Source organism: Methylorubrum aminovorans (assembly GCF_022179725.1).
In the GTDB taxonomy this organism is placed as follows: domain Bacteria; phylum Pseudomonadota; class Alphaproteobacteria; order Rhizobiales; family Beijerinckiaceae; genus Methylobacterium; species Methylobacterium aminovorans.
Genome location: NZ_BPRC01000005.1, coordinates 234,445 through 259,076, shown reverse-complemented (window position 1 = coordinate 259,076; position 24,632 = coordinate 234,445). Strand labels below are relative to the sequence as shown.

Genomic DNA, 24,632 nt, shown 5'->3' with positions numbered 1-24,632 from the left:
GCTGCTGAGGCCCGGTGACACCGTCATCCTCGACAATCTGAATGCCCACAAGGTCGCCGGGGTGCGCGAGGCCATCGAGGCGGTCGGCGCACGGGTTCTCTACCTCCCGCCCTACAGTCCCGACTTCAACCCGATCGAGCAGGTCTTTGCCAAGGCCAAAGCCCTCCTCCGAACGGCTGCAGCACGGACCGCCGCCGACCTGACCACCGCCATCGAGGACGCGTTCGCCGCTGTCCGACCGGATGAGTGCCGAAACTACATCACCGCTGCTGGATACGATGCCTATGAGCCAACCTGAAAGGGCACGGCTCTAGCCGGGCCTCCGGCCTGAGCCGAGCCGGATTCGGCCCCAGCCCCCTCCGGGGTTCCGGCATCGCGCGTCCGCACGGCCTCCGGGGTCGAAACCTTCGGATTCGCCCTGCCGTCGGCCCGCATCGTGTCGTCGATCGCGGTGGCCTGCGGATCGGCCAGGAAATCCGGCCGGTCGATCGCCTCAATCCGGTCCGCCGTGCGCCTATCGCGGGCCAATGCCTCTCGGCCCAAGCCTAAACCCGATGGAAGCGCTCAAAAACACGCCAACCGCCAAAATAATAGTCAAGCAACCTGAAAGGTATTTTAGAAGTAATTTAAGAATAATATCGCTAAATCTCAGCACAGCCTGATCAATGCTAAGAAGCACGGCCGTAGAGTGCTCCCGGGGGTTGCATGAACGACTTGTCCCTTGCCGAGGTGGTTGGTGCGTCCGCGCGCGCCCTGAAGAACGAGGCCTCATCGAATCTCGGTGCCATTCAGTCGATTGCGAGCCGCATGAAGCTGCTGGCCTTGAACGCGCTCATCGAGGCGGCCCATGCGGGCGAGAAGGGGGCGGGCTTCTCGGTCGTCGCGCAGGAAGTCCGAACCGTCTCGGGCGAGGTCGAGACCCTGGCTGCCGCGCTCGGGCTCGGCCTCAGAACCGGCGTGGACGACCTCACCGGGGCCGTCGCGCGGCTGGCAGGCGAGGCCCGCGCCACCCGCTGCGTGGACCTCGCGCTGAACGCCGTCGAGTTGATTGACCGCAATCTCTACGAGCGCACCTGCGACGTGCGCTGGTGGGCGACCGACGCCGCCCTGGTCGCTTGCGCACAGCATCCCGCACCGGAGGCCGCGGCCTATGCGGCCGAGCGGCTCGGCGTGATTCTCTCGGCCTATACGGTCTATCTCGATCTCTGGCTGTGCGATCTCCAGGGCCGGGTGATCGCCAGCGGCCGGCCCGACACCTATCCCGGCGTCGTCGGGGCGCAGGTCGAGGCCGAGGCGTGGTTCCGGGATGCCCGCGCCCTGCAAAGCGGCGACGCCTTCACGGCGGTCGACGTGCGGACCGAGCCGCGCCTGCGCGGGGCGCAGGTCGCCACCTACTGCGCCAGCGTGCGGGGCGGCGGTCGCCCGGAGGGGGCGCCGCTCGGCATCCTCGCCATCCATTTCGACTGGCAGCCGCAGGCCCGCGCCATCGTCCAGGGCGTCCGGCTGGGCGCGGGCGAGCGGGAGCGGACCCGCGTGATGCTGCTCGACGCCCGCAACCGCGTGATCGCCTGCTCCCGGGGCGAGGGGGTGCTAAGCGAGACCTACCGCCTGCGCGCGGACGGACGATCCCAGGGCCATTACCGCGACGAGCGGGACCGCCTCGTCGCCTTCCACGAAACGCCCGGCTACGAGACCTATCGCGGGCTCGGCTGGCGCGGCGTGATCGAACAACAGGTCGAATGATACGGTCTCCGCTTGATCAGAGCGGGGAGCGGATCAGCAAGCCCGCGCGGCGATTGAGCGAGGGCCAAATCCGCTATCCCGAAGGGGATCGGCCGGATTTGGTATGCGGCGCCTATAGCCTGCCACGACACTCCGGAACGTATTCGTGCTGTAGAGACGGTTTGGGCGCAGCCAGATTGATGAAATCGTAGCACGAATGCACTAAAATTAAGCAACGCAGATAGGGCGAAATCCTTACTTTACGTTCGCTGGTCACGGTGCGGCGCAAACCGTCCGGAACGTTCCGTCATGAAGCTGCCCTCGTCCCTGCGCGCCCGTATCGTCACCGTGGCGCTAATCCCCTGCCTCGCCTTCGGTGCCGCGGCGGGGGTAGCGGTTGCGGAGCGGGCGGGGCAGGGCAGGGCCATGGCCCGGACCGAGGAAGGGGTCGGCCTGTCGGTCCGGATCGGCGCCTTCGTGCACGAGGCGCAGAAGGAGCGCGGGGCCTCGAGCCTCTATCTCGGGTCGAAGGGCGCTCAGTTCGCCCCCGAACTCGCCGCGCAGCGCCGGCTGACCGACACCGCGCGGGCCGCCCTCCTCGCCGGACTCGACGCCGGCGCCGGCCGTTCCGCCCGGGCGGCGGCCCTGCGCGCGCGGTTCGCGGAGATCGACCGGCACCGCGGCGCGGTCGACCGGCTGGAGACCTCCGTGCCCGCCAATCTCGCCCTCTATTCGGGCGTGATCGCCGAGGCGCTCGGCGCGGTGCGCGAGGTGGCGCAGGTCGCCGCCGATCCCGCCCTCGGCGCCCGGGTCTCCGCCCTCTCGGCCTTCCTCTCGCTCAAGGAATTCGCCGGCCAGGAGCGGGCGGCGGCCTCCGCCGTCTTCGCCGCGGGCGCGATGGATCTCGCCGGCCTGCGGCGCCTCGCCGGGCTCGCGGCGGATCAGGCGACCTTCGAGGGGCTGTTCCGGGCCGGGAGCCCGGCCGGGGATGTCGCAGCCCTGGATGCCGCCAATGCCGCCGAGGCCGCCCGCGAGGTAGCCCGCATCCGCACCCTCGCCCTCGACACGGCGCCCGGACAGACGCCCGCCTTCACCGACGCCAAGGGCTGGTTCCGGCTCGCCACCCAGCGCATCGACGGGCTGAAGGCCATCGAGGACCGGCTGACGGCCGATCTGGCCCGGGATGCGGGCGCGGCCCGGTCGCAGGCCGAGCGCGCCGTCGCGCTCTGGGCCGGGGCGGCGCTGGCCACGCTGCTGCTCTCCGGAGCGCTGGCCTTCGGCCTCGGCTCGGCCATCGCCCGCCCCATGAGCCGGATGGCCCGGGCGCTCACGGCGATCGGGCGCGGCGAGACCGAGGTCGAGATCCCGGTGAGGGGACCGAGCGAAGTGCGCGCCATCGCCGCCGCAGCCCTGACCTTCCGCGACAGCGTGGCCGAGCGCGCCCGCATCCGCGCCGCCCAGGAGCGCGGCGCCGAGGAGGAGGCGGCCCGCCGCCAGGCGGCGATGATGGCGGTGGCCGACGGGTTCGAGGCGCGGGTCGGCGGCATCGTCGAGGCGGTCTCGGCGGCGGCCCAGCAACTGGAGGGTGCCGCCCGAGCGATGAGCACGGCGGCGGGTGAGACCTCGGCGCTCAGCGCGTCCGCCGCGCAGGCCTCGGCGCAGGCGGCGCGCTCCTCCGACGGCATCGCCGCGGCGACCGAGGAGCTGTCGGCCTCGATCCGCGAGATCTCGGCCCAAGTCGGCTCCTCGGCGCTGGCGGCGAGTGCCGCCGAGGAGGAGGCGGCCCGCACCGCCGGAGAGGTCGAGCGCCTCGCCGCAGCCGCGGGCAGCATCGGCCAGATCGTCGGGCTGATCTCGCAGATCGCCGGCCAGACCAACCTGCTCGCGCTCAACGCCACCATCGAGGCGGCCCGCGCCGGCGAAGCGGGACGAGGCTTTGCCGTCGTCGCGGCGGAGGTGAAGGGGCTTGCCGCCCAGACGGCGCGGGCCACCGACGAGATCGCCGGGCGGATGGCCGAGATCGAGGCCGCCACCGGCGCCTCGGTCACAGGCATCACCGGCATCGCCCGCACGATCCGCGACCTATCGCGGATCTCCGGCGACATCGCCGCCGCGGTCGAGCAGCAGGGCGCGGCCACCGCCGAGATCGCCCGCACCACAGTCGAGACCTCGGGAGGCGCGCGCCGCGCCTCGAACGACGTGGCGGGCGTGGCCCGCACCGCCGACGAGGCCAGCGCCGGTTCGGGCCAGGTGCTCGGTGCGGCGAGCGACCTCGCCCGTCAGGCGACGGCCCTGCGCAGGGAGGTCGGCGGCTTCCTCGCCCAGGTCCGGGCGGCCTGAATTGGGGTTTCGAAAGGGCGAGCCCTTGTCATAGGGTCCAGGGCGGAGCCCTGGTTGAAGGGCGATCGGGGCGCTGCCCCGAGACCCCGCCAAAGGGATGATCCCTTTGGAATCCCGGGCCTCAGTGCCGCGCTTCGCCCTGGGCGGGGGTGTCGTGCACGGCGCTGACCTCTTCGGCGATCCGCGGCTCGACCTTGAGGTTCTGGCGCATGCTCTGGAGATGGTCGGTCACCACCAGCGTGTCGGGCTTGAGGCCTTTGAGCACGGCAGTGTTGTCGCCATAGACGTCGCCGACCTCGATCGCGGTCATGTGAACGGTGCCGGACTCGTCCACGGTCCAGACCACCTGCTGGTCGAGCTGGGCCGAGAGCGCGATCGTCGGCACCAGCAGGCGCTCCTGCCGGCCGACCTCGATGCGCGAGCGGACGAAGCGGCCGGGCAGGTAGCGCTCGTCCGCGTTGTCGAGCCAAGCCTGGATCAGGCGGCGACCGGTGCGGGGATCGAAGCGGTTGTCGAGACGGTAGATCGTGGCCTCGCGCACGGGCTGGCGCTGGACGTCGAGAAGCTGAACCTTCACCCGCCCCTCGCCTTGAGCCACCCGCACGGCCTCCGCATCCTCGGAGGAGAGCGCCATCTGCACGTCGATCGGGTTCACCTGCACCACCGAGACGAGGTTGGTCTGGTTCTCGATCACCATGTCGCCGATATTGGCCATGGACAGACTGGAGCGCCCGTCGAAGGGCGCGTGGATCACCGCGTATTCGAGGTTCAGCCGCTGGCGGGCCATGGCGGCCTCCGCCTCTTCGAGCTTGGCATTCGCGGTGGCGAGGTTCGACTGGTTCTGCTGGGCGCGCTGCTCGGTGGCGAAGCCCTTGTCGGCGAGCTGCTCGGTGCGGTTCACCTCGGCCTGCGCGAAGTCGAGGGTAGCCTTGGCCTGATCGCGCAGGGCCTGCGCCGACTTGAGGGCGACCTCGAACGGGCGCGGGTCGATGCGGAACAGCACCTGACCCTTCTTCACGTGGCCGCCGGGCTCGAACGGGCGCTCGACCACGAAGCCGGTCACGCGGGCCTGCAGGGCGGCGTCGCGGGGCGAGACGATGGTGCCGGTATACTCGAAGGCGACCGGCACCTCCTGACTGCTGGCGCGCACCGCCTTCACCGCCAGCCGCGGCTCCTCCCTGGCGCGCTTGGTGTCGGCGCGGCTCGCCACCTTGAAATGATGGGCGAGGAAGCCGGGGATCGGATGCCCCGCCCCCCACCACGCGCCCGCGGCGATCCCGAGCGCGCCGACGACGAGACCGGTGATGACGAAGCCGACGCCTTGGCGCACGAGAGCCATTCTCCGAGAGCGGGACGGGAGCCGGCCGCCCGGCCTGTCCCAGGCGCGGCACCGGAGGGAACACGCGGAGTCCCAAGACGTTGCACGCGGGTCCTTCACGGCCCCGTTGAATTTTCGGAGGCGGCCCCTCGAATGTTCGCCACGTTCGTCGACCGGCCGATCCTCGCGGGCGTGATCTCCCTCATCATCACGGTGATCGGCCTCGTCGCCGGGCTGACGCTGCCGGTGGCGCAGTACCCTGAGATCGCCCCGCCCATCATCAACATCCAGGCGACCTATCCCGGCGCCTCGGCCCAGCAGGCCTACGAGTCGATCGCGATCCCGCTGGAGCAGGAGATCAACGGCGCGCCCAACCTGATCTACATCCAGTCGACCTCCTCGACCGACGGCAGCGTCTCGATCGACGCCACCTTCGAGGTCGGCTCGAACCTCGACGCCGCCGCGGCGGAAGTGCTGACCCGGTCGAGCCGCGCCGAGGCCAAGCTGCCCGAGGCGGTGCGGGCGCAGGGGCTGGAGATCCAGAAATCGTCGCGCCAGCGACTCGGCAACGTCGTGCTCTACGCCGATGAGGGCACCGGCTTCGACGAATTGTTCCTGGCCAACTACGCCGAAACCCAGGTCATCAAGCCCCTGCGCCGGGTCACCGGCATGGGCCGCATCCTGAACTTCTCCAACATGCGCTACGCCATGCGCATCTGGCTCGATCCGGCGAAGATGGAGGCGCTCTCCCTCTCGACCGAGACGGTGCTCCAGGCGGTCCAGGCGCAGAACGCGCAGGTGACGACGGGCTCGCTCGGCAAGCTGCCGATGGGCCGCGCCACGCCGTTCGAGCTGCAGCTCGTCACCAAGGGCCGGCTGATGAAGCCGGAGGAGTTCGGCAACATCGTCCTGCGGGCCGATCCCGACGGCTCGGTGGTGCGCGTCTCGGACGTGGCGCGGGTGGAGCTCGGCTCGGAGCAGTACGGCGTCACCTCGAACTTCGACGGCAAGTCCTCGGCCACGCTCGGCATCTTCCAGAACCCCGACGCCAACGCGGTCGAGGTGATGAACGGGACGCGCGAGACCATGGCGGATCTCGCCAAGCGCTTTCCGCCGGGGCTGCACTACACCATCGCCCTCGACTCCACCGAGTTCGTGAAGGAGGCGATCTACGAGGTGGTGCGGACCCTGATCGAGGCGATCCTCATCGTCACGGTCGTCACCTACCTGTTCCTGCAGAACTGGCGCGCCACCCTGATCCCGACCATCGCCGTGCCGATCGCGCTGATCGGCACCTTCGGGCCGATGGCGCTGCTCGGCTTCTCCTTCAACACGCTGAGCCTGCTCGGCCTGGTGCTCGCGGTCGGGCTCGTGGTGGACGACGCGATCATCGTCGTCGAGAACACCGAGCGGCTGATGGCCGAGGGGATGGAACCGAAGCCCGCCTCCCGCGAGGCGGTCAACGAGATCGGCGGCCCCGTCATCGCGACGACGCTGGTGCTCGCCGCCCTGTTCGTGCCGGTGGCCTTCATCCCCGGCCTGACCGGCCAGCTCTACAACCAGTTCGCGCTCACCATCGCCATCTCGGTGCTGATCTCGGCGGTCGTCTCCCTGACCCTGACGCCGGCCCTGTGCGGCCTGCTGCTGAAGCCGCACGAGCACCAGAAGACGCGCTGGTGGCGCAAGCCGCTCGATTGGTTCAACGTCGCCCTGGAGCGCTCGGCCGATTTCGTTGCCCGCACGATCGGCTGGCTCGCCCGCCACGTCGTGCTGACGCTCGTCGCCTTCGCGCTGTTTGCCGGCGCCACCCTGCTGCTGCTGATGCAGCGCCCCACCGGCTTCGTGCCGGACGAGGACCAGGGCTACCTCTACGCCGAAGTGGCGATGCCGCTGGGCGCCTCGGTGCAGCGCACGGAGGCGATGAATGCCCGCTTCGGCGAGGCGCTCCGCGCCCGCGACGACGTCGATCACACCATCGGCGTCAGCGGGCGCTCCTTCCTCGCCGATACGGTCGCCCCGTTCTACGGCTTCAACATCCCGGTGATGAAGCCCTGGGACGAGCGCAAGACCACGGTCGACGACCTGATCCGCGACATGGAGGAGCGCTTCCGCCACGATCCCGACGGGCAGGTGCGCATCGCCAATCCCTCGCCGCTGCCGGGGCTCGGCTCCCGCGGCGGCCTGACGCTGGAGATCCAGGACCGCTCCGGCAATGGCGGTCTCGGTCTGGCGCGGACGGCCACCGACTTCATCGAGAAGATCCGGGCGCTGCCGGGCGTATCGAGCGCGACGCCGACCACCGATTGGGGTGTGCCGCAGCTCCGCCTCGACATCGACCGGGCCAAGGCCGAGCAGCTCGGCGTGCCGCTGGCGCGGCTGTTCGAGGCGCTCGGCACCTATGTCGGATCGAGCTTCGTCAACCTCTTCAACCGGTTCGGCTTCGTCTACCAGGTCTATGTCCAGAGCGACGCGTCCGGGCGGCGCCTGTTCCAGGATCTGGAGGCGCTCACCGTCCTCAACGCGCAAGGGGAACCGGTGCGCCTCGGGTCGCTGGTGCAGGCGAAGTTCACCACGGGGCCGACGGCGGTCCTCTCCTACAACACCTATCCGGCGATCGAGGTGGCGGTAACGGTCGCCCCCGGCTCCAGTTCCGGCACGGTGATCGCGGCGATCGAGGAACTGGCCGAGGACCTGCCGCGCAACACCTCCATCGAGTGGTCGGAGATCGCCTATCAGGAGAAGATCGCCGGCAACATCGCGCCGCTGGTCTTCGCGCTCGGCGTGTTCATGATCTTCTGCTTCCTGGCCGGGCAGTACGAGAGTTTGCGCCTGCCGCTGGTGATCCTGCTGGCCACGCCGCTCGCCATCTTCGGAGCGGTGGGGTTCCTGGCCCTGCGCGGCATGCCGCTCGACGTCTTCGGGCAGATCGGCCTGCTGCTCCTCGTCGGCCTGGCGGCCAAGAACTCGATCCTGCTCGTCTCCTTCGCCGAGGAGCTGCGCGCCAAGGGGGAGGATGCTTTGGAGGCGGCCCGGCACGCCACGCGGATGCGCATGCGTCCGATCCTGATGACCTCGTTCGCCTTCATCCTCGGCTCGGTGCCGCTCGCCATCGCCAGCGGCGCGGGGGCGAATGCCCGGCTCTCCATGGGCACGGTGGTGATCGGCGGCCTGCTGGTCGCCACGATCCTGACCCTGTTCGTCACCCCGGTCTTCTACGTCGCCGCCGAGCGGCTGCGCGGTGAGCCGGAGAGCGGGGAAGACACGAGCGGGGCGGAGGGCAAGGCGGTGCCGACGGCGTGAGGAGCGCCGGTTACGCCGAGAGCTCCCCCAACGCCTCCTGCGCGAGCGTCGGCGTGAGGGGCTTCGCGGCGAAGCGCACCCCTTCGGGCAGCGCGCCGGGTTCGGGGGAGGGACGGGCCGAGAGGGCGATGAGGATCAGATCCGGCCGGTGCCGGGCGATCTCACGGATGAGCGCGAACCGGGTGTCGGCCCCCGGCGGGTCGGCATCGACGATGACGAGGCGCAGCCCGGCATGGCGCTCGATCTGGAGGAGCGCGCTCTGCGCATTCCAGGCTTCCAGCACCTCGAAGCCGGCCCCGGCCAGCCGGTCCGCCGTCTTGATGCGCGGCCCCGTCTCGCTCTCCACGACGAGAGCCAACGGCCGCCCATCGCCGTGCGGGGCAAGGGGGAGCGGGCAGATCCATGAAGCGTCCCGACTGTCCTAGGCAGATACCCAGGCAAAAACCCAGGCAGGTCCCCAGGCAAGCGCCCAGGCCGGTGCCCGGGCGTCCTGCCGACAAGCGGCGAGCGGCCCGGTTCGTTGCCCCGCGGCGTCGCTTTTGGCCTTATTCTTTTTCGAGAAGACCTTTCAGGGGGGCCCTGATCCGGCAGGTCACGCCCTCCCGCGCGTAGATCATCTGGGTCTCGCCGCCGACGGCACCGGAGAATCCGCGCTCAATCAGGCGCGAACCGAAGCCCTTGCGCGTCGGGGCGGCGACCGGCGGCCCGCCGCTCTCGGCCCATGTCAGCGTCACCACCGGCTCGATCTCCCGCGCCTCGTCCCGCGTGCCGTCCCGGCCCTCCTCCCGCCAGCGCACGTGCGAGACGGCCCAGTCCACGCCGACGCGCCCGCCCGGAACCGAGAAGGCGCCGTACTTGGCGGCGTTGGTGGCGAGTTCGTGGATCATCAGGGCCAGCGACAGGGCGGCCTTCGGCCCGACCTCCAGGGCCGGTCCGGCGAGGTGGATGCGGCCCGGCTCGCCGTCGTCGTGGATCGCGAGCGCGCCGGCGATCACGGCCTCCAGGGCCGCGCCCTCGCCCTCCCCCGAGAGCAGGATGTCGTGCGCCTTGCCCAGCGCCACCAGCCGGGCCACCAGCGCCTCTTTCGCCGCGGCGATGTCGGTGACGTTGCGCAAGGTCTGCGAGGCGATGGCCTGGGCCATGGTCAGGGTGTTCTTCAGGCGATGGCTCAGCTCGCGGTTGAGGAAGCGCTGCTGCTCCTCGGCCTGGCTGCGGGCGAGCGCCACGGAGACGCGTCCGGCCACCTCGCGGACGAAATCGACCTCGCCCGGCTCCCAGGGCCGGGGCTCGGGAGCGTGGGCATAGACGAGGCCGACGAGGTCGCCCCGCCGCATCAGCGGCACGCCGAGCAGGGCGCGGGCACCTATGGCCGCGTAGCCGGCCGCATCCGGCGCGAGGGCCGGGTCGCCGGCAAGGTCGGGCACGGCGAGGATCTCGCCGCGGCGCAGCCGCGCGAGGGTGGCCGGAAACGGCGCGGGTTCCCCGCGCGCGATCGCGAGGCCGTCGGCAGCGGCCTCGATGGCCGTGCAGCCCGCCTCCGCGAGGGCGAAGGTGCGGCCGAGGAGTCCGGCCGCGATCCTGTGAATCTCGGCGGGGCCGGCGGCGTCGCGCAATCCGTCGCCCAGTTCGATCAGCGCCGTCTGGCGCGCCTCGGCCGCCTTCTCCGCGGTGATGTCCTCGATCATCGCCGTGGCCTGGATCGCCTCGCCGCGCACCTGCGAGACGATGTTGACCCGGCACCAGATCAGGCGCCCATCCTTGCGGCGGAAGCGCTTCTCCAGGGTCTCGCGCACGATCTCGCCCGCGGCGAGCCGGCGGTGCAGGTGATCGCGCTCCGCCGCATCCGCCTCCGGCGTCCACTTGACCATGGATTGTCCGACGATGTCGGATTCCTCTGCAGCCCAGATCGCGCAGAGCTTGGGGTTGGCCTCCAGCGCGACCATGGTGCGCGGATCGATCTGCACGATGCCGATATTGGCGCCCTCGACCACCGCCCGAAGCTGGGCGGCGACGCGGTTGCGCTCGGTCAGGTCCAGCATCGCGCCGATCATGCGCAGCGGCGTGCCGCCGGGCCCGCGCACCATCGAGCCGCGGTCGAGCACGTCCGCGTAGGAGCCGTCAGCGCGGCGAAACCGGTATTCGTGGTGCCAGTCGTGCCCTTCGCCGGCGATGATGCGGTGGATATCCGCCTCGACGCCGGCGCGGTCCTCGGGATGGACATGATCGAGCCACCACCGGCCGGTCGGCTCGACCGCCTCCGGCGCCCAGCCATAGGCGGCCTGCAGGGCCTCGTTCCACAGCACGTGGTCGGCGGCGAGATCCCAATCCCAGATCGCGTCGTTGGTCGCGCGGGTGACGAGGCGGTAGCGCTCCTCGGTCGCGGCGATGGCCGCCTGCGCCGTGCGCTCGGCGGTCACGTCGCGCACGGTGCCGACGAGCCGATGCGCCCGGCGGATCGCACCGTCCCGTTCGACGACGAGAGTGCCGCGGGCCGCGACCCAGGCGATCACCTCACCCGCGTCATCGCCCACAACCGTGCGGTAGGTGGCGTCGAACAGGCCGGGCCCGGCGGGGTCGAGGGCCGCCTGCACGGCGGCGTCGGTGCGCGCCCGGTCCTCGGGGTGGAGACGGGCCAGGAAGGTGCCGGCGTAGCTCACGGCCTCATCCGGCCCGACCCCGAACAGGGCGCGGGTGCGACCGTCCCAGGAGAGGATCCCCGTCACGAGGTCGTAGTCGAAGATGCCGGTCCCGGCCGCCTCGATCGCGAGCCGCAGGCGCAGTTCGCTGTCGGCCAGGGCTGCAGCCTCCATCCTGCGCGCCGCGATGCCCCGGCGCAGCTCGAGCTGCGTCATCACCGTGCGGGCGAGCGCCCTGAGGCCCGCCCGCTGCGCCTCGCTCAGCCCCCCAGGCCGCGGCCGGGTATCGAGCACGCACAGGGTGCCGATCGCGACCCTCTCCGGGGTCACCAGGGGGGCGCCGGCATAGAAGCGCATCCCCGGTTCGCGGGTCACCAGCGGGTTGGCGCGGGTGCGCGGGTCGGCGGCGAGGTCGGGAATGACCAGGACGTCGCGCCCGGCCAGCACGTGAACGCAGATCGAGCGGTCGAGCCCGGTCTCGATGGGTGCGAAACCGAGCCGCGCCTTGAACCATTGCCGGTCGTCGGTCAGCAGGCTGACGAGGGCGGTCGGCGCGGCACAGAGCTGGGCGGCCAGCGCCACGGCATCGTCGAACGCGTCCTCGGCCGGCGTATCGAGGATGTCGTAGCGGGCCAGCGCGGCCAGCCGCTCGGCCTCACCTTGGCTCGCGAGATCGTCGGGCGGTCGGCTCATGGACGAACCCAGCGAGGACGAACCCGGCAAGCCGGGTGATCGCGGCGCCCTTCCTCCGAAGCCGCCTGCGGCGGCCGGCCGACCGGACGGCGGCGATGGTGCATCGGCAACGCTTCGGGCACAAGACATCGGCCGCGATCGTCATGCCGCCCGATGGAAAATTCGAGGTGTCCGGTCGAGTCCGAGAGCATCCTACTCGGGCGGCTCGATCGCGATGAGCCGCCCGCTCGGGCTGTAGACCGCGCCGAGCACGGTCTCGTAATGGCGCTTGACGCAGGCATGGCACTCGCAGGCGACCTCCTCGATCGCCGCCCGGTTGACGATGGTGATCCGCCCGCGCCCGACCTCGATCAATCCCTGCTGCTGCAGCATCCGCAGGATACGGGTGAGATAGGTGCGCTGCACGCCGAGCATCGCGGCCAGCGATTCCTGGGTGATCGGCAGAACATTGCTGTCGAGCCGGTCCTGAAGCGTCAGGAGCCAGCGCAGGCAGCGCTCCTCGATCGGGTGGAGGGCGTTGCAGGCCACCGATTGCAGCACCTGCGCCAACAGGCAGTCGGAGTAGCGGGTGAACAGGTTGCGCAGCGATTCCGAGCGCCGCTTGGCCTCCTGCAGCCGTATCGATTCCATCCGCAGGATCGGGCCGCCGATCTGGATCATGGCATGGGTCGAGGCCGGCAATCCGCCGTTGCTCACCACGCCCCCGACCGCCCCTTCGCGGCCGATCGTGGCCGTCTCGGCGCTGCGCCCGTCGATCATCGAGATCAGAAGGGTGACGACGGTCTGTTCGAGGGGAAAGGTGATGAAATCCACCTCCCGACCGGCGGCGAACAGCGTCTCGCCGCGCTGATACTCCAGCCGTTCCATGTCCGGCAGAAGCAGGCCGCGATCCCCAGGGCTCAGACAGTTCAGGAGCAGATTGCCTTCGAAGCAGCGCTCTGTGGCCGAAGGCATGTACAACTCGAAGTCCGTAGGGTCGCCGGCAGGGCTCCTAACGCAACGGTTGGGCAGAAGTCTGTCTACAAGTAGACATATCCACCGTTGAATCCCCAAAAATTCAGGTGATGGCCAAGTCGAGCCCTGCGGCTCTACGCAGGTGCGCCGAGAGGCAACATAACATAGGTTTCACTTACCTGTGGCGCCGACGGGGCGACACGGGCCGGCGTCGATCGCCCGTTCCGGTCGACTTGGAAGCCACCCTGCTGGTCCACTCGGCCGGCCGCGGGCGCAGTCTACTTGCCGGTGCAGAGGCCCTGGTTCGACAGGCGCCGGTGCTCGCGCGGGTCGCAGTCGGTGGCGAGGAACGAGGCCCACTCGGTCGGGCTGCCGTAGAAGGCGTTGCGGTCGACGTCGCCGCGCACGCCGGGCACGCGTCCGGTCGAGGTGAACTGCCACAGCATCCACTTGCGGTTGGCGTAGCGCTGCTCGGGCTCGGCCGCGGTCGAGCGGACCCAGTGGGGATAATCGGGCAGCTCGTCTTCCAGCACGTCCTTGTGGAAGGTGATGTCGGTGTAGATGATCGGCCGCTTGCCGGTATAGGCCTCCATCTCGTCCAGCATGTAGCGGATCATCGCCAGCGCCTGGGCCTTGGGCAGCTTCTTCGGGCACTTGGCCGAGTGGCCGTTCCACTCCACGTCGAGCACCGGGGGCAGGGCGGTCGGATCGTTCGGCACGTTGCGCTTGAACCACGCCATCTGGTCCTCGGCCGAGCGGCACCAGAACACGAAATGGTAGGCGCCCCGCGGCACGCCGGCCCGGCCCGCGCCCTCCCAATTCTCACGGAAGCGCTCGTCGACGTGGTCACCGCCCTCGGTGGCCTTGATGAAGGCGAACTGCGTGCCGGCCGCCTTGACCGAGGCCCAGTTGATCGGCCCCTGCCATTTCGAGATGTCGATGCCCTGAATCGGGTGGCTCTTGGCCCGCGCCACGCCGGGATGGGGCTTCACGTCGCCCTTGGTGGGGTAGAAGTCGTTCTGCGCAGCGCAGGCGGCGAGCCCGGAGAGCAGAAGCGCGGCGAGCCCGCGCTTGAGCCATCCGCGCGGAGCCGATGCGGGCCTCGAGGAAATTTCGGTGTCCAGCGACATCGACGGCCCGCCACTTCTCGCGTGCGACTTCAATGGGTATTCGATGCCCTTGATCCGGTTAACAGAACTTTGCTGGCATTGCGGCGGAATTCCGGAAGGCGTTGCACCACAGGCACATAGGCGCCGCGGACGCTGGCCGGCGGCCGGACCGCCCCCATCTAAAACCTTGCCGATCCTGAATTTTCCCTGAGCCCCGCGATGCGCAAGACTCTGTTCACCATCGGATACGAAGGCTTGTCGCCGGAGCGCCTGCACGCCGCCCTGAAGGCGGCGGACGTGGCCGTGCTCGCCGACGTGCGAGCGGTGGCCAACTCGCGCAAGCGCGGCTTCTCGAAGGGCGCCCTGAAGGTGGGCCTCACGGAGGCCGGGCTCGGCTACGAGCATTTCCGGAGTCTCGGCACCCCCAAATCCGGCCGCGAGGCGGCCCGCGCCCACGATGCCGGACTGATGCGCCGGATCTATTGCGAGGACGTGCTCGACACCGCCGACGGGGGATTGGCCCTCGACGCCCTGGCGGAACTGGCCGCCGAGCGCCCCGTCTGCCTGCTCTGCTTCGAGCGCGACCCCGCCCGCTGCCACCGCCGGGTGCTGTCCGAGCGGCTGGCCCCGCGTGGCTTCGAGACGGTCGATCTCTACGGCGATTTTTTGTAATTTTTCCAAACACTTCGGCCGAGCGCCCTCAGAGGCCACAAGTCGAAGTCCCAAACCATTCAACGCATCAGGCTCGGCGCGCCGAGGCGCGGCTGCACGCCCTCGCGCATCACCATGCGTCGCAGGGGCGGGATCGCGCTCAGCGCGACGAGGCCGAGGCCCCGCAGGGCATCGACCGGCAACAGGCTGGTGAGCAACGAGCGGTTGAGCATGTCCACCGCCGCCCCACGCAGGCGCGCATCGACGCCCCGCGTCCGGCCGAAGCCCGCGAGCGAGGCCGGTGCCCCCGGATCGCGGTTCGCCTCTCGGGCGGAGAACACCGCGTCGCGCAGGGCCGCCGCGTCGCGCAGTCCAAGATTGAGCCCCTGCGCCCCGATCGGCGGGAAGACGTGGGCGGCCTCGCCGATCAGCGCGAGGCGGTCGGCGACCGGCCGCTCCACCGAGAGTCCGCGCATCGGCACCAGCCCGCGCGGGCCGTCGATCCGCATGGCACCCAGCATCGAGCGGGCCTGATGCTCCACCGCCGCGGCAAGGTCGGCATCGTCGAGCCCCGAGAGGCGCTTGGCCGCCCGCTCCGCCGTGACCCAGACGAGGCTGGAGCGGTGGCCGCCGGGCAGCGGCACCAGGGTGAAGGGCCCGTTGCGGGTGTGGAACTCGGTGGAGATGTCGCGATGGGGCCGGTCATGGGCGAGGAGCGTGGTGAGCGCCGCCTGCGGGTAGGACCATTCGCGGGTGCGCAAACCCGAGGCCGCCCGCAGCGGCGAGCGGCCGCCGTCGGCGCCGACGACGAGCTGGGCCGAGAGCGCGCGCCCGTCCTCCAGATCCAGCACGGCCGCGCCGTCGGCGAGGCGCATCCCGGCCGAATCCGCCTCGAACAGGGTCAGGCCCGGCGTGGTGCGGGCCTGACTCCGCAGGGTCTCGACGAGGCGGGCGCTCTCGACGTTCCAGCCGAAGGCGTCGAGGCCGATCTCGGCGGCCGAGAAGCGGGCAGGCGGCGGGCGGAACAGGCTGCCGGTGTCGTCGACGATCTGGAGTTCGGCGAGCGGGCTCGCATGCGGCGCGATCTCCGACCAGGCGCCGAGCGCCGTCAGGAAGCGCACCGAGCCGTCGAGCAAGGCCACGGTGCGCCCGTCCGCCACCGGAGCATGACGCCCGACGAGTGCGGTCTCCACCCCGTCGCGGGCGAGCGCCAGGGCGGCGGCGAGCCCCGCCGCCCCGGCTCCCACCACCGCCACGGCGAAGCGCGGCGGCGCAGCCGGGGAGGGGCGGGCGGGGGAGGTCTGCACGGAGGTCTGCACCGGGACCGTCACGACGGAAGACTCCTTGAGATGCCCATGAGAAGTGCCCTCCGGGCGAAGACCGAAGGCCGACTTCCTACAGAGGCGCGGCTGCCGCCGGGTCAAGTGCGGCGGAAGGATCCGAGCGCGACCGGGGGCCGAGCGCGGCCGGATCGAATCGAAATGAAACCAAATCCGGCGCGCTGCATTGCCAACCTATGTTGAGGAACGTGCGCGCTCTCGCCGCACGCTCCGTTGCCGCAACGATCATTGACGTCTGAGGGGGGCGTTTCATGAAGCCATTCATCACCTCGCAGCCGGAGACCAGCCGGACACGGATCGGATCGGCCTTCGATCCCGTGCTCTCGGGCGTCGCGCGCGGGCTCGAGCGCCTGTTCCCGCCGGTCCAGAACGTCCGGCCGCGCGATGAGGGCGAGAGCGCCTGCGCATCTCGGCGCAACGACGGGCGGGATGGCCGCGGATGATGAAGCCCGAACTGGTCGAGCAGCACATCACCGCGATGACGACGGCGAGCGGCAACCTGCTGCGCCAGATGGAGGCCGAGGGTTTGCGCTACCGGGTCACAGTGCGCCCGGAGGATACCGGCACCCTGCACGTCCACGTGCGTGAGCTGACGCCCGAACTCACGGAGCGCATCGAGCGCTGCCTGTCGGGCATGGGCATGCAGGTCGCGGTTCGGGAGGGATAGCGGCCCTCGCCCGGTCCCCGCTCCGAAGCTGTTCCGAGGCAATTCCCGAGTCTTTGTCCCCGCGCCCGGCCGGTGCGCTTCGGGCATAAGCGCAAAGCGGCGGCGCTTGCCCCTTGCTTCGCTCCGCCGGACCGATATCTCGCCCCGTATTCGAGACTGAAAGAACGCGGGAGAACGCGATGAAGGCGATCCGGGTGCACGCCTACGGTGGGCCGGAGGCGATGGTCTACGAGGACGTGCCCTCGCCCGAGCCGGGGCCGGGCCAGATCCGCGTCCGCCAGACCGCCATCGGCGTCAACTTCATCGACATCTACTTCCGCTCCGGTGCCTACAAGGCGCCCTCGCTCCCCTTCACCCTTGGCAAGGAGGGCGCGGGCGTGGTCGATGCGCTCGGCAAGGGCGTGACCGATTTCCGCCTCGGTGAGCGCGTCGCCTATGCGGGCGCCGTCGGCACCTATGCCGAGGAGGTGGTGGTCGACACCAAGGGCGTCGTCCACGTGCCGGATTCGATTTCCGACGAGACCGCCGCTGCGATGATGCTGAAGGGCCTCACCGCGCAGTACCTGCTGCGCCGGACCTACCGGGTGCAGCCCGGCGACACGATCCTGTTCCACGCCGCCGCCGGCGGCGTCGGGCTCATCGCCACGCAATGGGCCAAGCATCTCGGCGCCACGGTGATCGGCACCGTCGGCTCGGAGGAGAAGGCGGAACTGGCCCGCGAACACGGCTGCGACCACGTCATCCTCTACCGCGACGAGGATTTCGCCGCCCGGGTGAAGGAGATCACCGGCGGCAAGGGCGTACCGGTGGTCTATGACGGCGTCGGCAAGGCGACCTTCCCCGCCTCCCTCGATTGCCTGCAGCCCTTCGGCATCTTCGCGAGCTTCGGCTCGTCCTCCGGGCCGATCGACGCCTTCGATATCGGCATCCTCGCCGCCAAGGGCTCGCTCTACGCCACCCGCCCGACGCTGTTCACCCACATCGCCACCCGCGAGAGCCTCGACGCCAACGCCGCCGAACTGTTCGAGGTGGTCGCGAGCGGGGCGGTGAAGATCCCGATCCACGCCCGGGCCAAGCTTGCCGACGCGGGCCAGGTCCACCGCGACCTCGCCGGGCGGCAGACCACCGGCACGACGGTGATGACGCCGTGATCCACCGCTCATAGGATCAAAGGATTCCGGGCTCTGCCCGGACCCGCCGCGGGACTTGTCCCTCGGAACCCTCGGACCTGGCGATGAAACTGACCGACCATGACGTTCTGCTCGTCATCGACGTGCAGAACGATTTCCTGCCCGGCGGGGCGCTGGCCGTGCCCGAGGGCGATGCGGTGATCGCGCCGATCAACCGGCTGGCGGCGCGTCTGCCCCACGTCATTCTCACCCAGGACTGGCACCCGCCCGGCCACGCCTCCTTCCACGCGACCCATCCGGGCAAGGCGCCCTTCGACACAACGGACCTGCATTACGGCGCGCAGGTGCTCTGGCCGGAGCACTGCGTGCAGGGCACGCGCGGGGCCGCGCTGGCCGCCGAACTGAGGACGGAGCGGGCCGAGCTGGTGATCCGCAAAGGGTACCACCCCGGCATCGACAGCTACTCGGCCTTCATGGAGGCCGACCGCCGGACCCGCACCGGACTGACCGGCTACCTCACCGAGCGCGGTCTGACGCGCCTGTTCCTCGCCGGCCTCGCCACCGATTTCTGCGTGCTCTGGAGCGCGCTGGATGCCCGCGCCGCCGGGTTCGAGGTGATCGTGGTCGAGGATGCCGTGCGCGGCATCGATCTCGACGGCTCGCTGGCGGGGGCCTGGGAGGCGATGGAGCGGGCAGGGGTCGGACGCGTGGCCAGCGACGCGCTTGCCTGAAATCCCAGGATTACCGGATCACGGGTCGAGCGCGTCCAGCCCGACCCCGCATTCCGCCGCGACCGCCGCCCGCAGCGCCGCGCACAGACGCTGGACAGCCGGGTGCCCGGCACTGTCGTAGGCTCGCGCACCGAGCGCCGCCACGGGCGCGAGCAGGCGCAGCGAGTTGGTGACGAACAGGGCCTCGGCGGCCTCCAGATCGGAGGGCAGGAGAGGGCGCTCCTCGACCGCGATGCCGAGGCTCGGCGCGATCCGGGCGAGAAGCTCGCCCCGGACGATGCCCGGTAACACGCCCTCCTCCAGCGGCGGGGTGACGAGCGTCCCTTCCAAAATCGCAAAAAGGTTGCCGGTGCCGGCGCAGGCCACGCGGCCACGGGTGTTGAGGAACAGGGCCTCGTCGAAGCCCTGCGCCTGCGCATCGCGGGCGGCGAGCACCGCGTCGAGATAGCCGAGCGTCTTGAGGCGCGCGGTCGGCGAGGTGTCGTTGCGGGCGATTCGTGTGAGCGCCAGCCGCAGCGGCGCGAAGAACAGGACGGCGCGAGCCGGCGCGGCGCTGCCGAATAGGAACGGTGCCGGCTCGGGCGGCGGGGCGAGCCCGCGCGGGCCGGGGCCGCGGGTCAGCGTGGTGCGGATCGCCGCCAGCGGCGCGGTGCCGGCGAGCGCCCGCATCGCCTCGATGATCCGCTCCCGCTCGGCGGAGAAGCCGAGTGCCGCCGCGGCGGCGGTGAGGCGGTCGACATGGGCGCCCTCGAACGCGACCCGGCCCTGGACGCCGAGCGCCGTGTCGAACACCCCGTCACCGAGCAGCAGGCCGCGGTCGGCCATGGCGAAGGGGAGGGTGCCGCCCTCGACCAGCCGTCCGTCAGACCACAGCATCGGCGAGCCTGTCCGTCCGCTCCGGCGCGCCCGCTGCCCGCCACGCGCGGGCGCCCTTCAGGAAGTTGGAAAACAGGGCGTGGCCGTTCTCGGTCAGCACCGATTCCGGGTGGAACTGGATGCCCCAGGTCGGGTGGCTGCGGTGCGACAGCGCCATCACCTCGCCCTCCCCCGAGGCGGCATCGACGGTGAGGTGGCGCTCCATCTCCGGCGTCGGCGCCACGATCAGCGAATGGTAGCGGCCGACCTGCATCGGCTGCGGCAGCCCCTCGAACAGCCGCTCGCCCCCGTGGCGGATCGGTGTGGCGTGGCCGTGCAGCGGGCGGCCCGCCCGCTCGACCCGGCCGCCGAAGGCCGCGCCGATCGCCTGATGCCCGAGACAGACACCGAGGATCGGCACTTCGCCGGAGAGTTCGCGGATCGCCGGCAGGCTGACGCCGGCCTCCGCCGGGGTGCAGGGGCCGGGCGAGATCACCACCGCCTCGGGGTTGCGGGCGCGGATGCCGGCGACATCGAGCGCGTCGTTGCGCACGACCTCGACGGTCTCGCCCAGCTCCTCGAAGTAGCGCACCACGTTGAAGACGAAGGAATCGTAGTTGTCGACGACGAGGATCATGCGCCCTCCTCGGAGGCCGTCTCGAAAGCCGCGAAGACGCGGGCCGCCTTGGTCAGCGTTTCCTCGTATTCGGGGCCGGGCTCGGAGAGCAGCGTCACGCCGCCGCCCGCCTGGAGCACCGCCTGTCTGTCGTCCATGACGACGGTGCGGATCGCGATCGAGGTGTCGAGCGATCCATCGAAGCCGAGCGCGCCGATCGCCCCGCAATAGAGCTCGCGCGCGTCCCCCTCGATCTCGGTGATGATGTCCATGGCCCTGAGCTTCGGCGCACCGGTGATCGAACCGCCGGGAAAGGTCTTCTCGATGAGGTCGAGGGCGTCCGCGCCGTCGCGAAGGGTGCCCGTCACCACCGACACGAGATGGTGGATGCCGGCATAGGATTCCACCCCGCACAGGGTCGGCACCCGCACGCTGCCGGGCTCGCACACCCGCGACAGGTCGTTGCGGAGCAGATCGACGATCATGATGTTTTCGGCCCGCTCCTTCGGATTGGCCTGGAGGGCGGCAGCGATCTCGGCGTCGCGGGCGGGATCGGAATCGCGGGCCACCGTGCCCTTGATCGGCCGGGTCTCGACCGCCCGCCCCTCCAACTTGAGGAAGCGCTCGGGCGAGGAGGAAGCCACCGTCAGGCCATCGAAATCGAGATAGGCCCCGAAGGTCGCCGGGTTGGTCTCGCGAAGCCGCCGGTAGAAGGCGAACGGGTCGAAGCCGGGGGGCAAGTCGGCGGAGAAGCGCTGAGCGATATTGGCCTGATAGATGTCGCCGGCACGAATGTAATTTCGAACCGTTTCGACAGCGGTTTCATAGGCTTCGCGCGAAAAGTTCGAGCGCCACGCGAGCTTGGCTCTGGCCCATTTCGGCAGAGGTTCGGACGGTGCGGCGAGCCGCGCCGCGAAGGCGTCGAGCCGTTCCTTCGCGCGCGCTTCCCGAGCGAAGGGATCGGTCTCGGGAAAGCCCGTCGCGATCAGCAGGCAGCTGCGCCGGCCGTGATCGACGGCGAGCAGCGTGTCGTAGAGGTTGAAGGCGATGTCGTCGGTCAGCTCCGCCCGGCGCGCCGGAGCCGCAACCCGCTCCAGGCTCGCGCCGAGATCGTAGGCGAAGTAGCCGATCGCCCCCCCCGGAAAGGCCGGCAGCTCGGCCTGCGGCGCCAGACGGTAGGGTGCGAGGCAGGCCCGCAGCGCCTCCAGCGGCCGTCCGGGCACCGCGCGCCCGTCGAGTGTGGCGCGGCCGTCGCGATAGCGGAAGCGCCCGAACGGGTCGGCAGCCAGTACCGAGACGCGGCCCAGCGTGTCGTGCCGCATGGCGCTGTCGAGGAAGGCGAGCCCGGGCAGCCGGGCGAGCTGCGCCGCGGCCGCGACCGGGTCGATGAAGGGGATCTCGCGGGTCCAGACCATGGGTTCGGCCGTCGTGCCTCGTGCGGCGCTCATTTGGATTTACCCAAGGGCGTAGGGCGGCCGTCCGTCAATCGCCCCCACCTTCCGGGCTCGCGTGAGAGGTATGCGCAACGACGGCGATGCCGTTCAACCGATGGCTCAGGATACATGCTCAAGTAATTGATGAAGCGAGTGTCTCTTGCCCTGAGATCGTTCTACAAATCCGCTCCGGAATAGATGTCGAGCGACAGGCCGATGCCGAGCGCTCCGAGCCGGCCGAGTAGCTCGGGCTCGAACAGATCGCCGGATTGGCCGCCCTCCATGAACCAGCCCACGAAGAACGCGCATGCGCCACCCTCCGCCTGCCACGCTCGGAGCCGGTCGCCATACGGCGCGACCCGTTCGGCAGCGGCCGAAACGGCCTCGGCGGGTGGGCCGGCGCTCTCGCTCAGCGGGAAGGTGGCGTATGTTTCCGCGAAGTGCCCGGGCTGCGGCACGCCCTTGGGGTTCGTGCGCGGAGCCCCGACGTCCCAGGTCCGGCTCTGCGCGAAGGGCAGGGCGCGGCAGAGGTCCGCCGCCGGCCGGCTCGGATGCCGGATGCGCAGGCTGATCCAGGTGCAGTCGCACTCCATTCGTTTTCGATCGCTCCTGTTTCCGGCCACGCTCGCAACCGCGCCCCAATGCCGTTATATCGGCGCCTCCATCGCCATCGATGCAGGACGCGCGGGCTTCCGATCCGGAAGCGCCGCCCCAACGGGCCGTCATGACCGCAACCGCCTCCCCCTCGGACACCAAGGGCGCCGCCGCGCCGCGGATCTCCTTCGTGTCGCTGGGCTGCCCCAAGGCGCTCGTCGATTCCGAGCGCATCCTCACCCATCTGCGCGCCGAGGGCTACGAGCTGTCGCGCCGACACGACGGGGCGGATGTCGTCATCGTCAACACCTGCGGCTTCCTCGATTCGGCCAAGGCGGAGTCGCTCCAGGCCATCGGCGAAGCCATGGCCGAGAACGGCCGGGTGATCGTCACCGGCTGCATGGGCGCGCAGCCGGACGAGATCCGCGAGAAATATCCGAACCTCCTGGCCGTCACCGGGCCCCAGGCCTACGAGTCGGTGGTCGCCGCCGTGCACGAGGCGGTGCCGCCCGCCCACGACCCGTTCCTCGACCTGATCCCGCCGCAGGGGGTCAAGCTCACCCCGCGCCACTACGCCTATCTGAAGATTTCCGAGGGCTGCAACAACCGCTGCACCTTCTGCATCATCCCGTCCTTGCGCGGCGACCTCGTCAGCCGCCCGGCGGGCGACGTGCTGCGCGAGGCCGAGAAGCTGGTCAAAGCCGGCGTGAAGGAGCTGCTCGTCGTCTCGCAGGACACGAGCGCCTACGGCATCGACACCCGCTATGCCACGAGCCCGTGGCGCGACCGCGAGGTGCGCGCCCGCTTCTACGACCTGGCTTCCGAACTCGGCGAGCTCGGGGCCTGGGTGCGGCTGCACTACGTCTACCCCTACCCGCATGTCGACGAGGTCATCCCGCTGATGGCCGAGGGCAAAATCCTTCCCTATCTCGACATGCCGCTCCAGCATGCCAGCCCCTCGGTGCTCAAGCGCATGCGCCGGCCGGGCAACCAGGAGAAGCAGTTGGAGCGCATCCGGCGCTGGCGCGAGATCTGCCCGGAGCTGGCCATCCGCTCGACCTTCATCGTCGGCTTCCCCGGCGAGACCGAGGCCGAGTTCGAGGAACTGCTCGAATGGATGCGCGAAGCCAAGCTCGAGCGCGTCGGCTGCTTCGAGTACGAGCCGGTGAAGGGCGCACCCGCCAACGACCTCGGCCTGCTGGTGCCGCCGGAGGTGAAGGCCGAGCGCAAGCGCCGCTTCATGGAGGCGCAGAGCCATGTCTCGCTGCGCCTGCAGCGGGCGAAGGTGGGCAAGCGTCTCCAAGTGATCATCGACGAGGCCGGCCCGAGCGGGGCGCGGGGCCGCTCCAAGGCGGACGCGCCGGAGATCGACGGTAGCGTCCACGTCGCCTCGCGCCGCCCGGTGCGGCCCGGCGACATCGTCACCGTGAAGATCGAGCGGGCCGACGCCTACGATCTGCACGGCATCGCGGTGTAGGGCAGGGCGAACCACCGCCCGCGCGGAAACGTTGCCCCGTCACCGAAAACCGAAGCGGGCGAGGAACGGATGGCCGAGGAGCAGCGCGACCAGAGCAGCGGGGCCGCGGTTTCGCCCAAGGACCCGGCGACGGGCCAGTTGAAATCGCAACAGGGCCCGATGGAGCGCGCCGGCACCGAGGCCGAGGAAGCGGCGCGCGGCAACACGAAGTCGGGCGAGAGCAAGACGGATTCCGGGGACGACCGGTCCGCCTGACGGCTCGGCGATGCGCGACGACCGCCTCTGGTTGCGCCTTGGCCTGACCGGCCTCTACGGCTTCATCGGCGTCGTGCACCTCGCGGCGACCGACCGCTTTCTGCCGATCATGCCGGACTGGGTGCCGCAGCCGCGCCTCGTGGTGATCGGCACCGGGCTGTGCGAGATCGCCGGCGCGGGGGCGCTGTTCGTGCCGCGCCTGCGGCGCTTGGCCGGCATCATGCTGGCGCTCTACGCGGTCTGCGTGTTCCCGGCCAACATCAAGCAGGCCGTGGAGGGCATCGCCGTACCGCCGATCCCCGACACGTGGTGGTATCACGGCCCTCGGCTCGCGCTTCAGCCGGTGATGGTGTGGTGGGCGCTCTACGCCGTCCACGCCGTCGATTGGCCCTTCACGGCATGAAAGACCGGCGAGACCGGAGTATCTCGTTAAGATTAACCCGACAGGACACAAGGCTTTTCGCTGAGGAAAACGGCGTCGGCAGCGTATCGGGACGGGCTCAACCGGTGGTCTTCACCCCGTAACCCTGTCTAGGCTCGCGCCCATGCCGAAGAGCCGCGACTCGAACCCGACGAATCGCCCGCAGGACGGTGCCGCGCCGCCGGAGCAGGCGGCGGTCGAGCGCGCCCTGGAACAGGTCGTGGAGCGCCTGAAGCCGAAGGCATCCAAGCCGCCGCGCAAGGGCCACCCGAGGACCGCCAAGTAAGAGGTTTCGAAAGGACGCGTCCTTTCGCGGGTCCAGGGCAGAGCCCTGGTTGAAGGGATGCCGGGGTTCCACCCCGGCGCCCCGCCAAAGGGATGATCCCTTTG

Annotated in this window: 23 protein-coding genes; 13 read left to right on the top strand and 10 right to left on the bottom strand. The window is 70.4% G+C overall.

All coding sequences use genetic code 11. The features are described from left to right. The 3 genes from MFF24_RS10345 to MFF24_RS10335 form a co-directional block, all read left to right on the top strand. On the top strand, window positions 1-298 hold a 298-nt coding region (locus MFF24_RS10345; protein ID WP_238224405.1), incomplete at its 5' end, for a transposase. Window positions 299-705: 407 nt separating this feature from the next. Next, on the top strand, window positions 706-1,743 hold the full coding sequence (locus tag MFF24_RS28820; protein ID WP_283214491.1) for a methyl-accepting chemotaxis protein: 1,038 nt from the start codon (window positions 706-708) through the stop codon (window positions 1,741-1,743). Between the two features lie 288 nt (window positions 1,744-2,031). Then, window positions 2,032-4,062 carry a methyl-accepting chemotaxis protein gene (locus tag MFF24_RS10335; RefSeq protein WP_238224404.1) on the top strand — a complete coding sequence of 677 codons (2,031 nt, stop codon included), beginning with the start codon at window positions 2,032-2,034 and terminating at the stop codon, window positions 4,060-4,062. Window positions 4,063-4,183: 121 nt separating this feature from the next. Here the strand turns inward: MFF24_RS10335 and MFF24_RS10330 are convergent, their stop codons facing one another. After that, on the bottom strand, window positions 4,184-5,392 hold the full coding sequence (locus tag MFF24_RS10330; RefSeq protein ID WP_238224402.1) for an efflux RND transporter periplasmic adaptor subunit: 1,209 nt from the start codon (window positions 5,390-5,392) through the stop codon (window positions 4,184-4,186). A 141-nt stretch (window positions 5,393-5,533) separates the two neighbouring features. Here MFF24_RS10330 and MFF24_RS10325 point away from each other — a divergent pair, with 141 nt between their 5' ends. Then, window positions 5,534-8,680: an efflux RND transporter permease subunit gene (locus MFF24_RS10325; RefSeq protein WP_133089295.1), complete on the top strand. Its 3,147-nt coding sequence runs from the start codon at window positions 5,534-5,536 to the stop codon at window positions 8,678-8,680. Between the two features lie 10 nt (window positions 8,681-8,690). Here the strand turns inward: MFF24_RS10325 and MFF24_RS10320 are convergent, their stop codons facing one another. The 4 genes from MFF24_RS10320 to MFF24_RS10305 all read right to left on the bottom strand — a co-directional run bounded on the left by MFF24_RS10320 (window position 8,691) and on the right by MFF24_RS10305 (window position 14,093). Next, window positions 8,691-9,038 carry a response regulator gene (locus tag MFF24_RS10320; RefSeq protein WP_238224400.1) on the bottom strand — a complete coding sequence of 116 codons (348 nt, stop codon included), beginning with the start codon at window positions 9,036-9,038 and terminating at the stop codon, window positions 8,691-8,693. Window positions 9,039-9,225: 187 nt separating this feature from the next. Further along, window positions 9,226-12,009, bottom strand: coding sequence for a PAS domain S-box protein (locus MFF24_RS10315; protein ID WP_238224398.1), 2,784 nt, complete (start codon window positions 12,007-12,009; stop codon window positions 9,226-9,228). A 192-nt stretch (window positions 12,010-12,201) separates the two neighbouring features. Continuing rightward, the gene (locus MFF24_RS10310; RefSeq protein ID WP_108941648.1) at window positions 12,202-12,963 is read right to left on the bottom strand and encodes a Crp/Fnr family transcriptional regulator; all 762 of its coding nucleotides are present in this window, start codon (window positions 12,961-12,963) and stop codon (window positions 12,202-12,204) included. Between the two features lie 278 nt (window positions 12,964-13,241). Continuing rightward, on the bottom strand, window positions 13,242-14,093 hold the full coding sequence (locus tag MFF24_RS10305; protein ID WP_133089292.1) for a glycoside hydrolase family 25 protein: 852 nt from the start codon (window positions 14,091-14,093) through the stop codon (window positions 13,242-13,244). Between the two features lie 198 nt (window positions 14,094-14,291). Between MFF24_RS10305 and MFF24_RS10300 the strand changes: the two genes are divergently transcribed. Beyond that, window positions 14,292-14,744 (top strand): DUF488 domain-containing protein, encoded by a 453-nt coding sequence (locus MFF24_RS10300; protein ID WP_238224396.1) that lies wholly within the window; start codon window positions 14,292-14,294, stop codon window positions 14,742-14,744. Window positions 14,745-14,803: 59 nt separating this feature from the next. On the opposite strand, the gene MFF24_RS10295 is transcribed toward MFF24_RS10300, so the two are convergent. Continuing rightward, window positions 14,804-16,054 carry a UbiH/UbiF family hydroxylase gene (locus tag MFF24_RS10295; RefSeq protein WP_238224394.1) on the bottom strand — a complete coding sequence of 417 codons (1,251 nt, stop codon included), beginning with the start codon at window positions 16,052-16,054 and terminating at the stop codon, window positions 14,804-14,806. Window positions 16,055-16,314: 260 nt separating this feature from the next. On the opposite strand from MFF24_RS10295, the gene MFF24_RS10290 reads away from it, so the two are divergent. From MFF24_RS10290 to pncA, 4 genes are all read left to right on the top strand, one after another. Further along, window positions 16,315-16,506, top strand: a complete 192-nt coding sequence (locus tag MFF24_RS10290) for a hypothetical protein (protein ID WP_238224392.1) — start codon at window positions 16,315-16,317, stop codon at window positions 16,504-16,506. Continuing rightward, the gene (locus tag MFF24_RS10285; protein WP_108941653.1) at window positions 16,503-16,730 is read left to right on the top strand and encodes a hypothetical protein; all 228 of its coding nucleotides are present in this window, start codon (window positions 16,503-16,505) and stop codon (window positions 16,728-16,730) included. The genes MFF24_RS10290 and MFF24_RS10285 overlap by 4 nt, the downstream gene beginning before the upstream one ends. A 179-nt stretch (window positions 16,731-16,909) precedes the next feature. Further along, window positions 16,910-17,881, top strand: a complete 972-nt coding sequence (locus tag MFF24_RS10280; RefSeq protein ID WP_238224391.1) for a quinone oxidoreductase family protein — start codon at window positions 16,910-16,912, stop codon at window positions 17,879-17,881. A gap of 83 nt (window positions 17,882-17,964) precedes the next feature. Next, window positions 17,965-18,591, top strand: a complete 627-nt coding sequence (gene pncA / locus MFF24_RS10275) for a bifunctional nicotinamidase/pyrazinamidase (protein ID WP_238224390.1) — start codon at window positions 17,965-17,967, stop codon at window positions 18,589-18,591. 18 nt (window positions 18,592-18,609) lie between these two features. Here pncA and MFF24_RS10270 read toward each other — a convergent pair whose 3' ends face one another. The 4 genes from MFF24_RS10270 to MFF24_RS10255 all read right to left on the bottom strand — a co-directional run bounded on the left by MFF24_RS10270 (window position 18,610) and on the right by MFF24_RS10255 (window position 22,088). Beyond that, entirely contained in the window at window positions 18,610-19,467 is an 858-nt protein-coding gene (locus tag MFF24_RS10270; RefSeq protein ID WP_238224389.1) for an aminotransferase class IV, read from the bottom strand. After that, window positions 19,454-20,083 (bottom strand): anthranilate synthase component II, encoded by a 630-nt coding sequence (locus MFF24_RS10265; protein WP_108941657.1) that lies wholly within the window; start codon window positions 20,081-20,083, stop codon window positions 19,454-19,456. Before MFF24_RS10265 ends, MFF24_RS10270 begins: the two co-directional genes overlap by 14 nt. Then, the gene (gene pabB, locus MFF24_RS10260) at window positions 20,080-21,510 is read right to left on the bottom strand and encodes an aminodeoxychorismate synthase component I (protein ID WP_238224388.1); all 1,431 of its coding nucleotides are present in this window, start codon (window positions 21,508-21,510) and stop codon (window positions 20,080-20,082) included. The genes MFF24_RS10265 and pabB overlap by 4 nt, the downstream gene beginning before the upstream one ends. A 161-nt stretch (window positions 21,511-21,671) precedes the next feature. After that, the gene (locus tag MFF24_RS10255) at window positions 21,672-22,088 is read right to left on the bottom strand and encodes a hypothetical protein (RefSeq protein WP_238224386.1); all 417 of its coding nucleotides are present in this window, start codon (window positions 22,086-22,088) and stop codon (window positions 21,672-21,674) included. 131 nt (window positions 22,089-22,219) lie between these two features. Between MFF24_RS10255 and rimO the strand changes: the two genes are divergently transcribed. The 4 genes from rimO to MFF24_RS10235 all read left to right on the top strand — a co-directional run bounded on the left by rimO (window position 22,220) and on the right by MFF24_RS10235 (window position 24,528). Further along, window positions 22,220-23,566, top strand: coding sequence for a 30S ribosomal protein S12 methylthiotransferase RimO (gene rimO, locus MFF24_RS10250; protein ID WP_238224385.1), 1,347 nt, complete (start codon window positions 22,220-22,222; stop codon window positions 23,564-23,566). 69 nt (window positions 23,567-23,635) lie between these two features. After that, entirely contained in the window at window positions 23,636-23,821 is a 186-nt protein-coding gene (locus MFF24_RS10245; RefSeq protein WP_108943043.1) for a hypothetical protein, read from the top strand. A 10-nt stretch (window positions 23,822-23,831) separates the two neighbouring features. Then, entirely contained in the window at window positions 23,832-24,224 is a 393-nt protein-coding gene (locus tag MFF24_RS10240) for a DoxX family protein (RefSeq protein ID WP_238224384.1), read from the top strand. A 142-nt stretch (window positions 24,225-24,366) separates the two neighbouring features. Then, window positions 24,367-24,528, top strand: coding sequence for a hypothetical protein (locus MFF24_RS10235; protein WP_238224383.1), 162 nt, complete (start codon window positions 24,367-24,369; stop codon window positions 24,526-24,528). Window positions 24,529-24,632: the final 104 nt, after the last annotated feature.

Coding starts and splice junctions, on each gene's coding strand:
- MFF24_RS28820 (WP_283214491.1), top strand. CDS start 706: ATGAACGACTTGTCCCTTGCCGAGGTGGTTGGTGCGTCCGCGCGCGCC.
- MFF24_RS10335 (WP_238224404.1), top strand. CDS start 2,032: ATGAAGCTGCCCTCGTCCCTGCGCGCCCGTATCGTCACCGTGGCGCTA.
- MFF24_RS10325 (WP_133089295.1), top strand. CDS start 5,534: ATGTTCGCCACGTTCGTCGACCGGCCGATCCTCGCGGGCGTGATCTCC.
- MFF24_RS10315 (WP_238224398.1), bottom strand. CDS start 12,009: ATGAGCCGACCGCCCGACGATCTCGCGAGCCAAGGTGAGGCCGAGCGG.
- MFF24_RS10310 (WP_108941648.1), bottom strand. CDS start 12,963: ATGCCTTCGGCCACAGAGCGCTGCTTCGAAGGCAATCTGCTCCTGAAC.
- MFF24_RS10305 (WP_133089292.1), bottom strand. CDS start 14,093: ATGTCGCTGGACACCGAAATTTCCTCGAGGCCCGCATCGGCTCCGCGC.
- MFF24_RS10300 (WP_238224396.1), top strand. CDS start 14,292: ATGCGCAAGACTCTGTTCACCATCGGATACGAAGGCTTGTCGCCGGAG.
- MFF24_RS10290 (WP_238224392.1), top strand. CDS start 16,315: ATGAAGCCATTCATCACCTCGCAGCCGGAGACCAGCCGGACACGGATC.
- MFF24_RS10285 (WP_108941653.1), top strand. CDS start 16,503: ATGATGAAGCCCGAACTGGTCGAGCAGCACATCACCGCGATGACGACG.
- MFF24_RS10280 (WP_238224391.1), top strand. CDS start 16,910: ATGAAGGCGATCCGGGTGCACGCCTACGGTGGGCCGGAGGCGATGGTC.
- pncA (WP_238224390.1), top strand. CDS start 17,965: ATGAAACTGACCGACCATGACGTTCTGCTCGTCATCGACGTGCAGAAC.
- MFF24_RS10270 (WP_238224389.1), bottom strand. CDS start 19,467: ATGCTGTGGTCTGACGGACGGCTGGTCGAGGGCGGCACCCTCCCCTTC.
- MFF24_RS10265 (WP_108941657.1), bottom strand. CDS start 20,083: ATGATCCTCGTCGTCGACAACTACGATTCCTTCGTCTTCAACGTGGTG.
- pabB (WP_238224388.1), bottom strand. CDS start 21,510: ATGAGCGCCGCACGAGGCACGACGGCCGAACCCATGGTCTGGACCCGC.
- MFF24_RS10255 (WP_238224386.1), bottom strand. CDS start 22,088: ATGGAGTGCGACTGCACCTGGATCAGCCTGCGCATCCGGCATCCGAGC.
- rimO (WP_238224385.1), top strand. CDS start 22,220: ATGACCGCAACCGCCTCCCCCTCGGACACCAAGGGCGCCGCCGCGCCG.
- MFF24_RS10245 (WP_108943043.1), top strand. CDS start 23,636: ATGGCCGAGGAGCAGCGCGACCAGAGCAGCGGGGCCGCGGTTTCGCCC.
- MFF24_RS10240 (WP_238224384.1), top strand. CDS start 23,832: ATGCGCGACGACCGCCTCTGGTTGCGCCTTGGCCTGACCGGCCTCTAC.
- MFF24_RS10235 (WP_238224383.1), top strand. CDS start 24,367: ATGCCGAAGAGCCGCGACTCGAACCCGACGAATCGCCCGCAGGACGGT.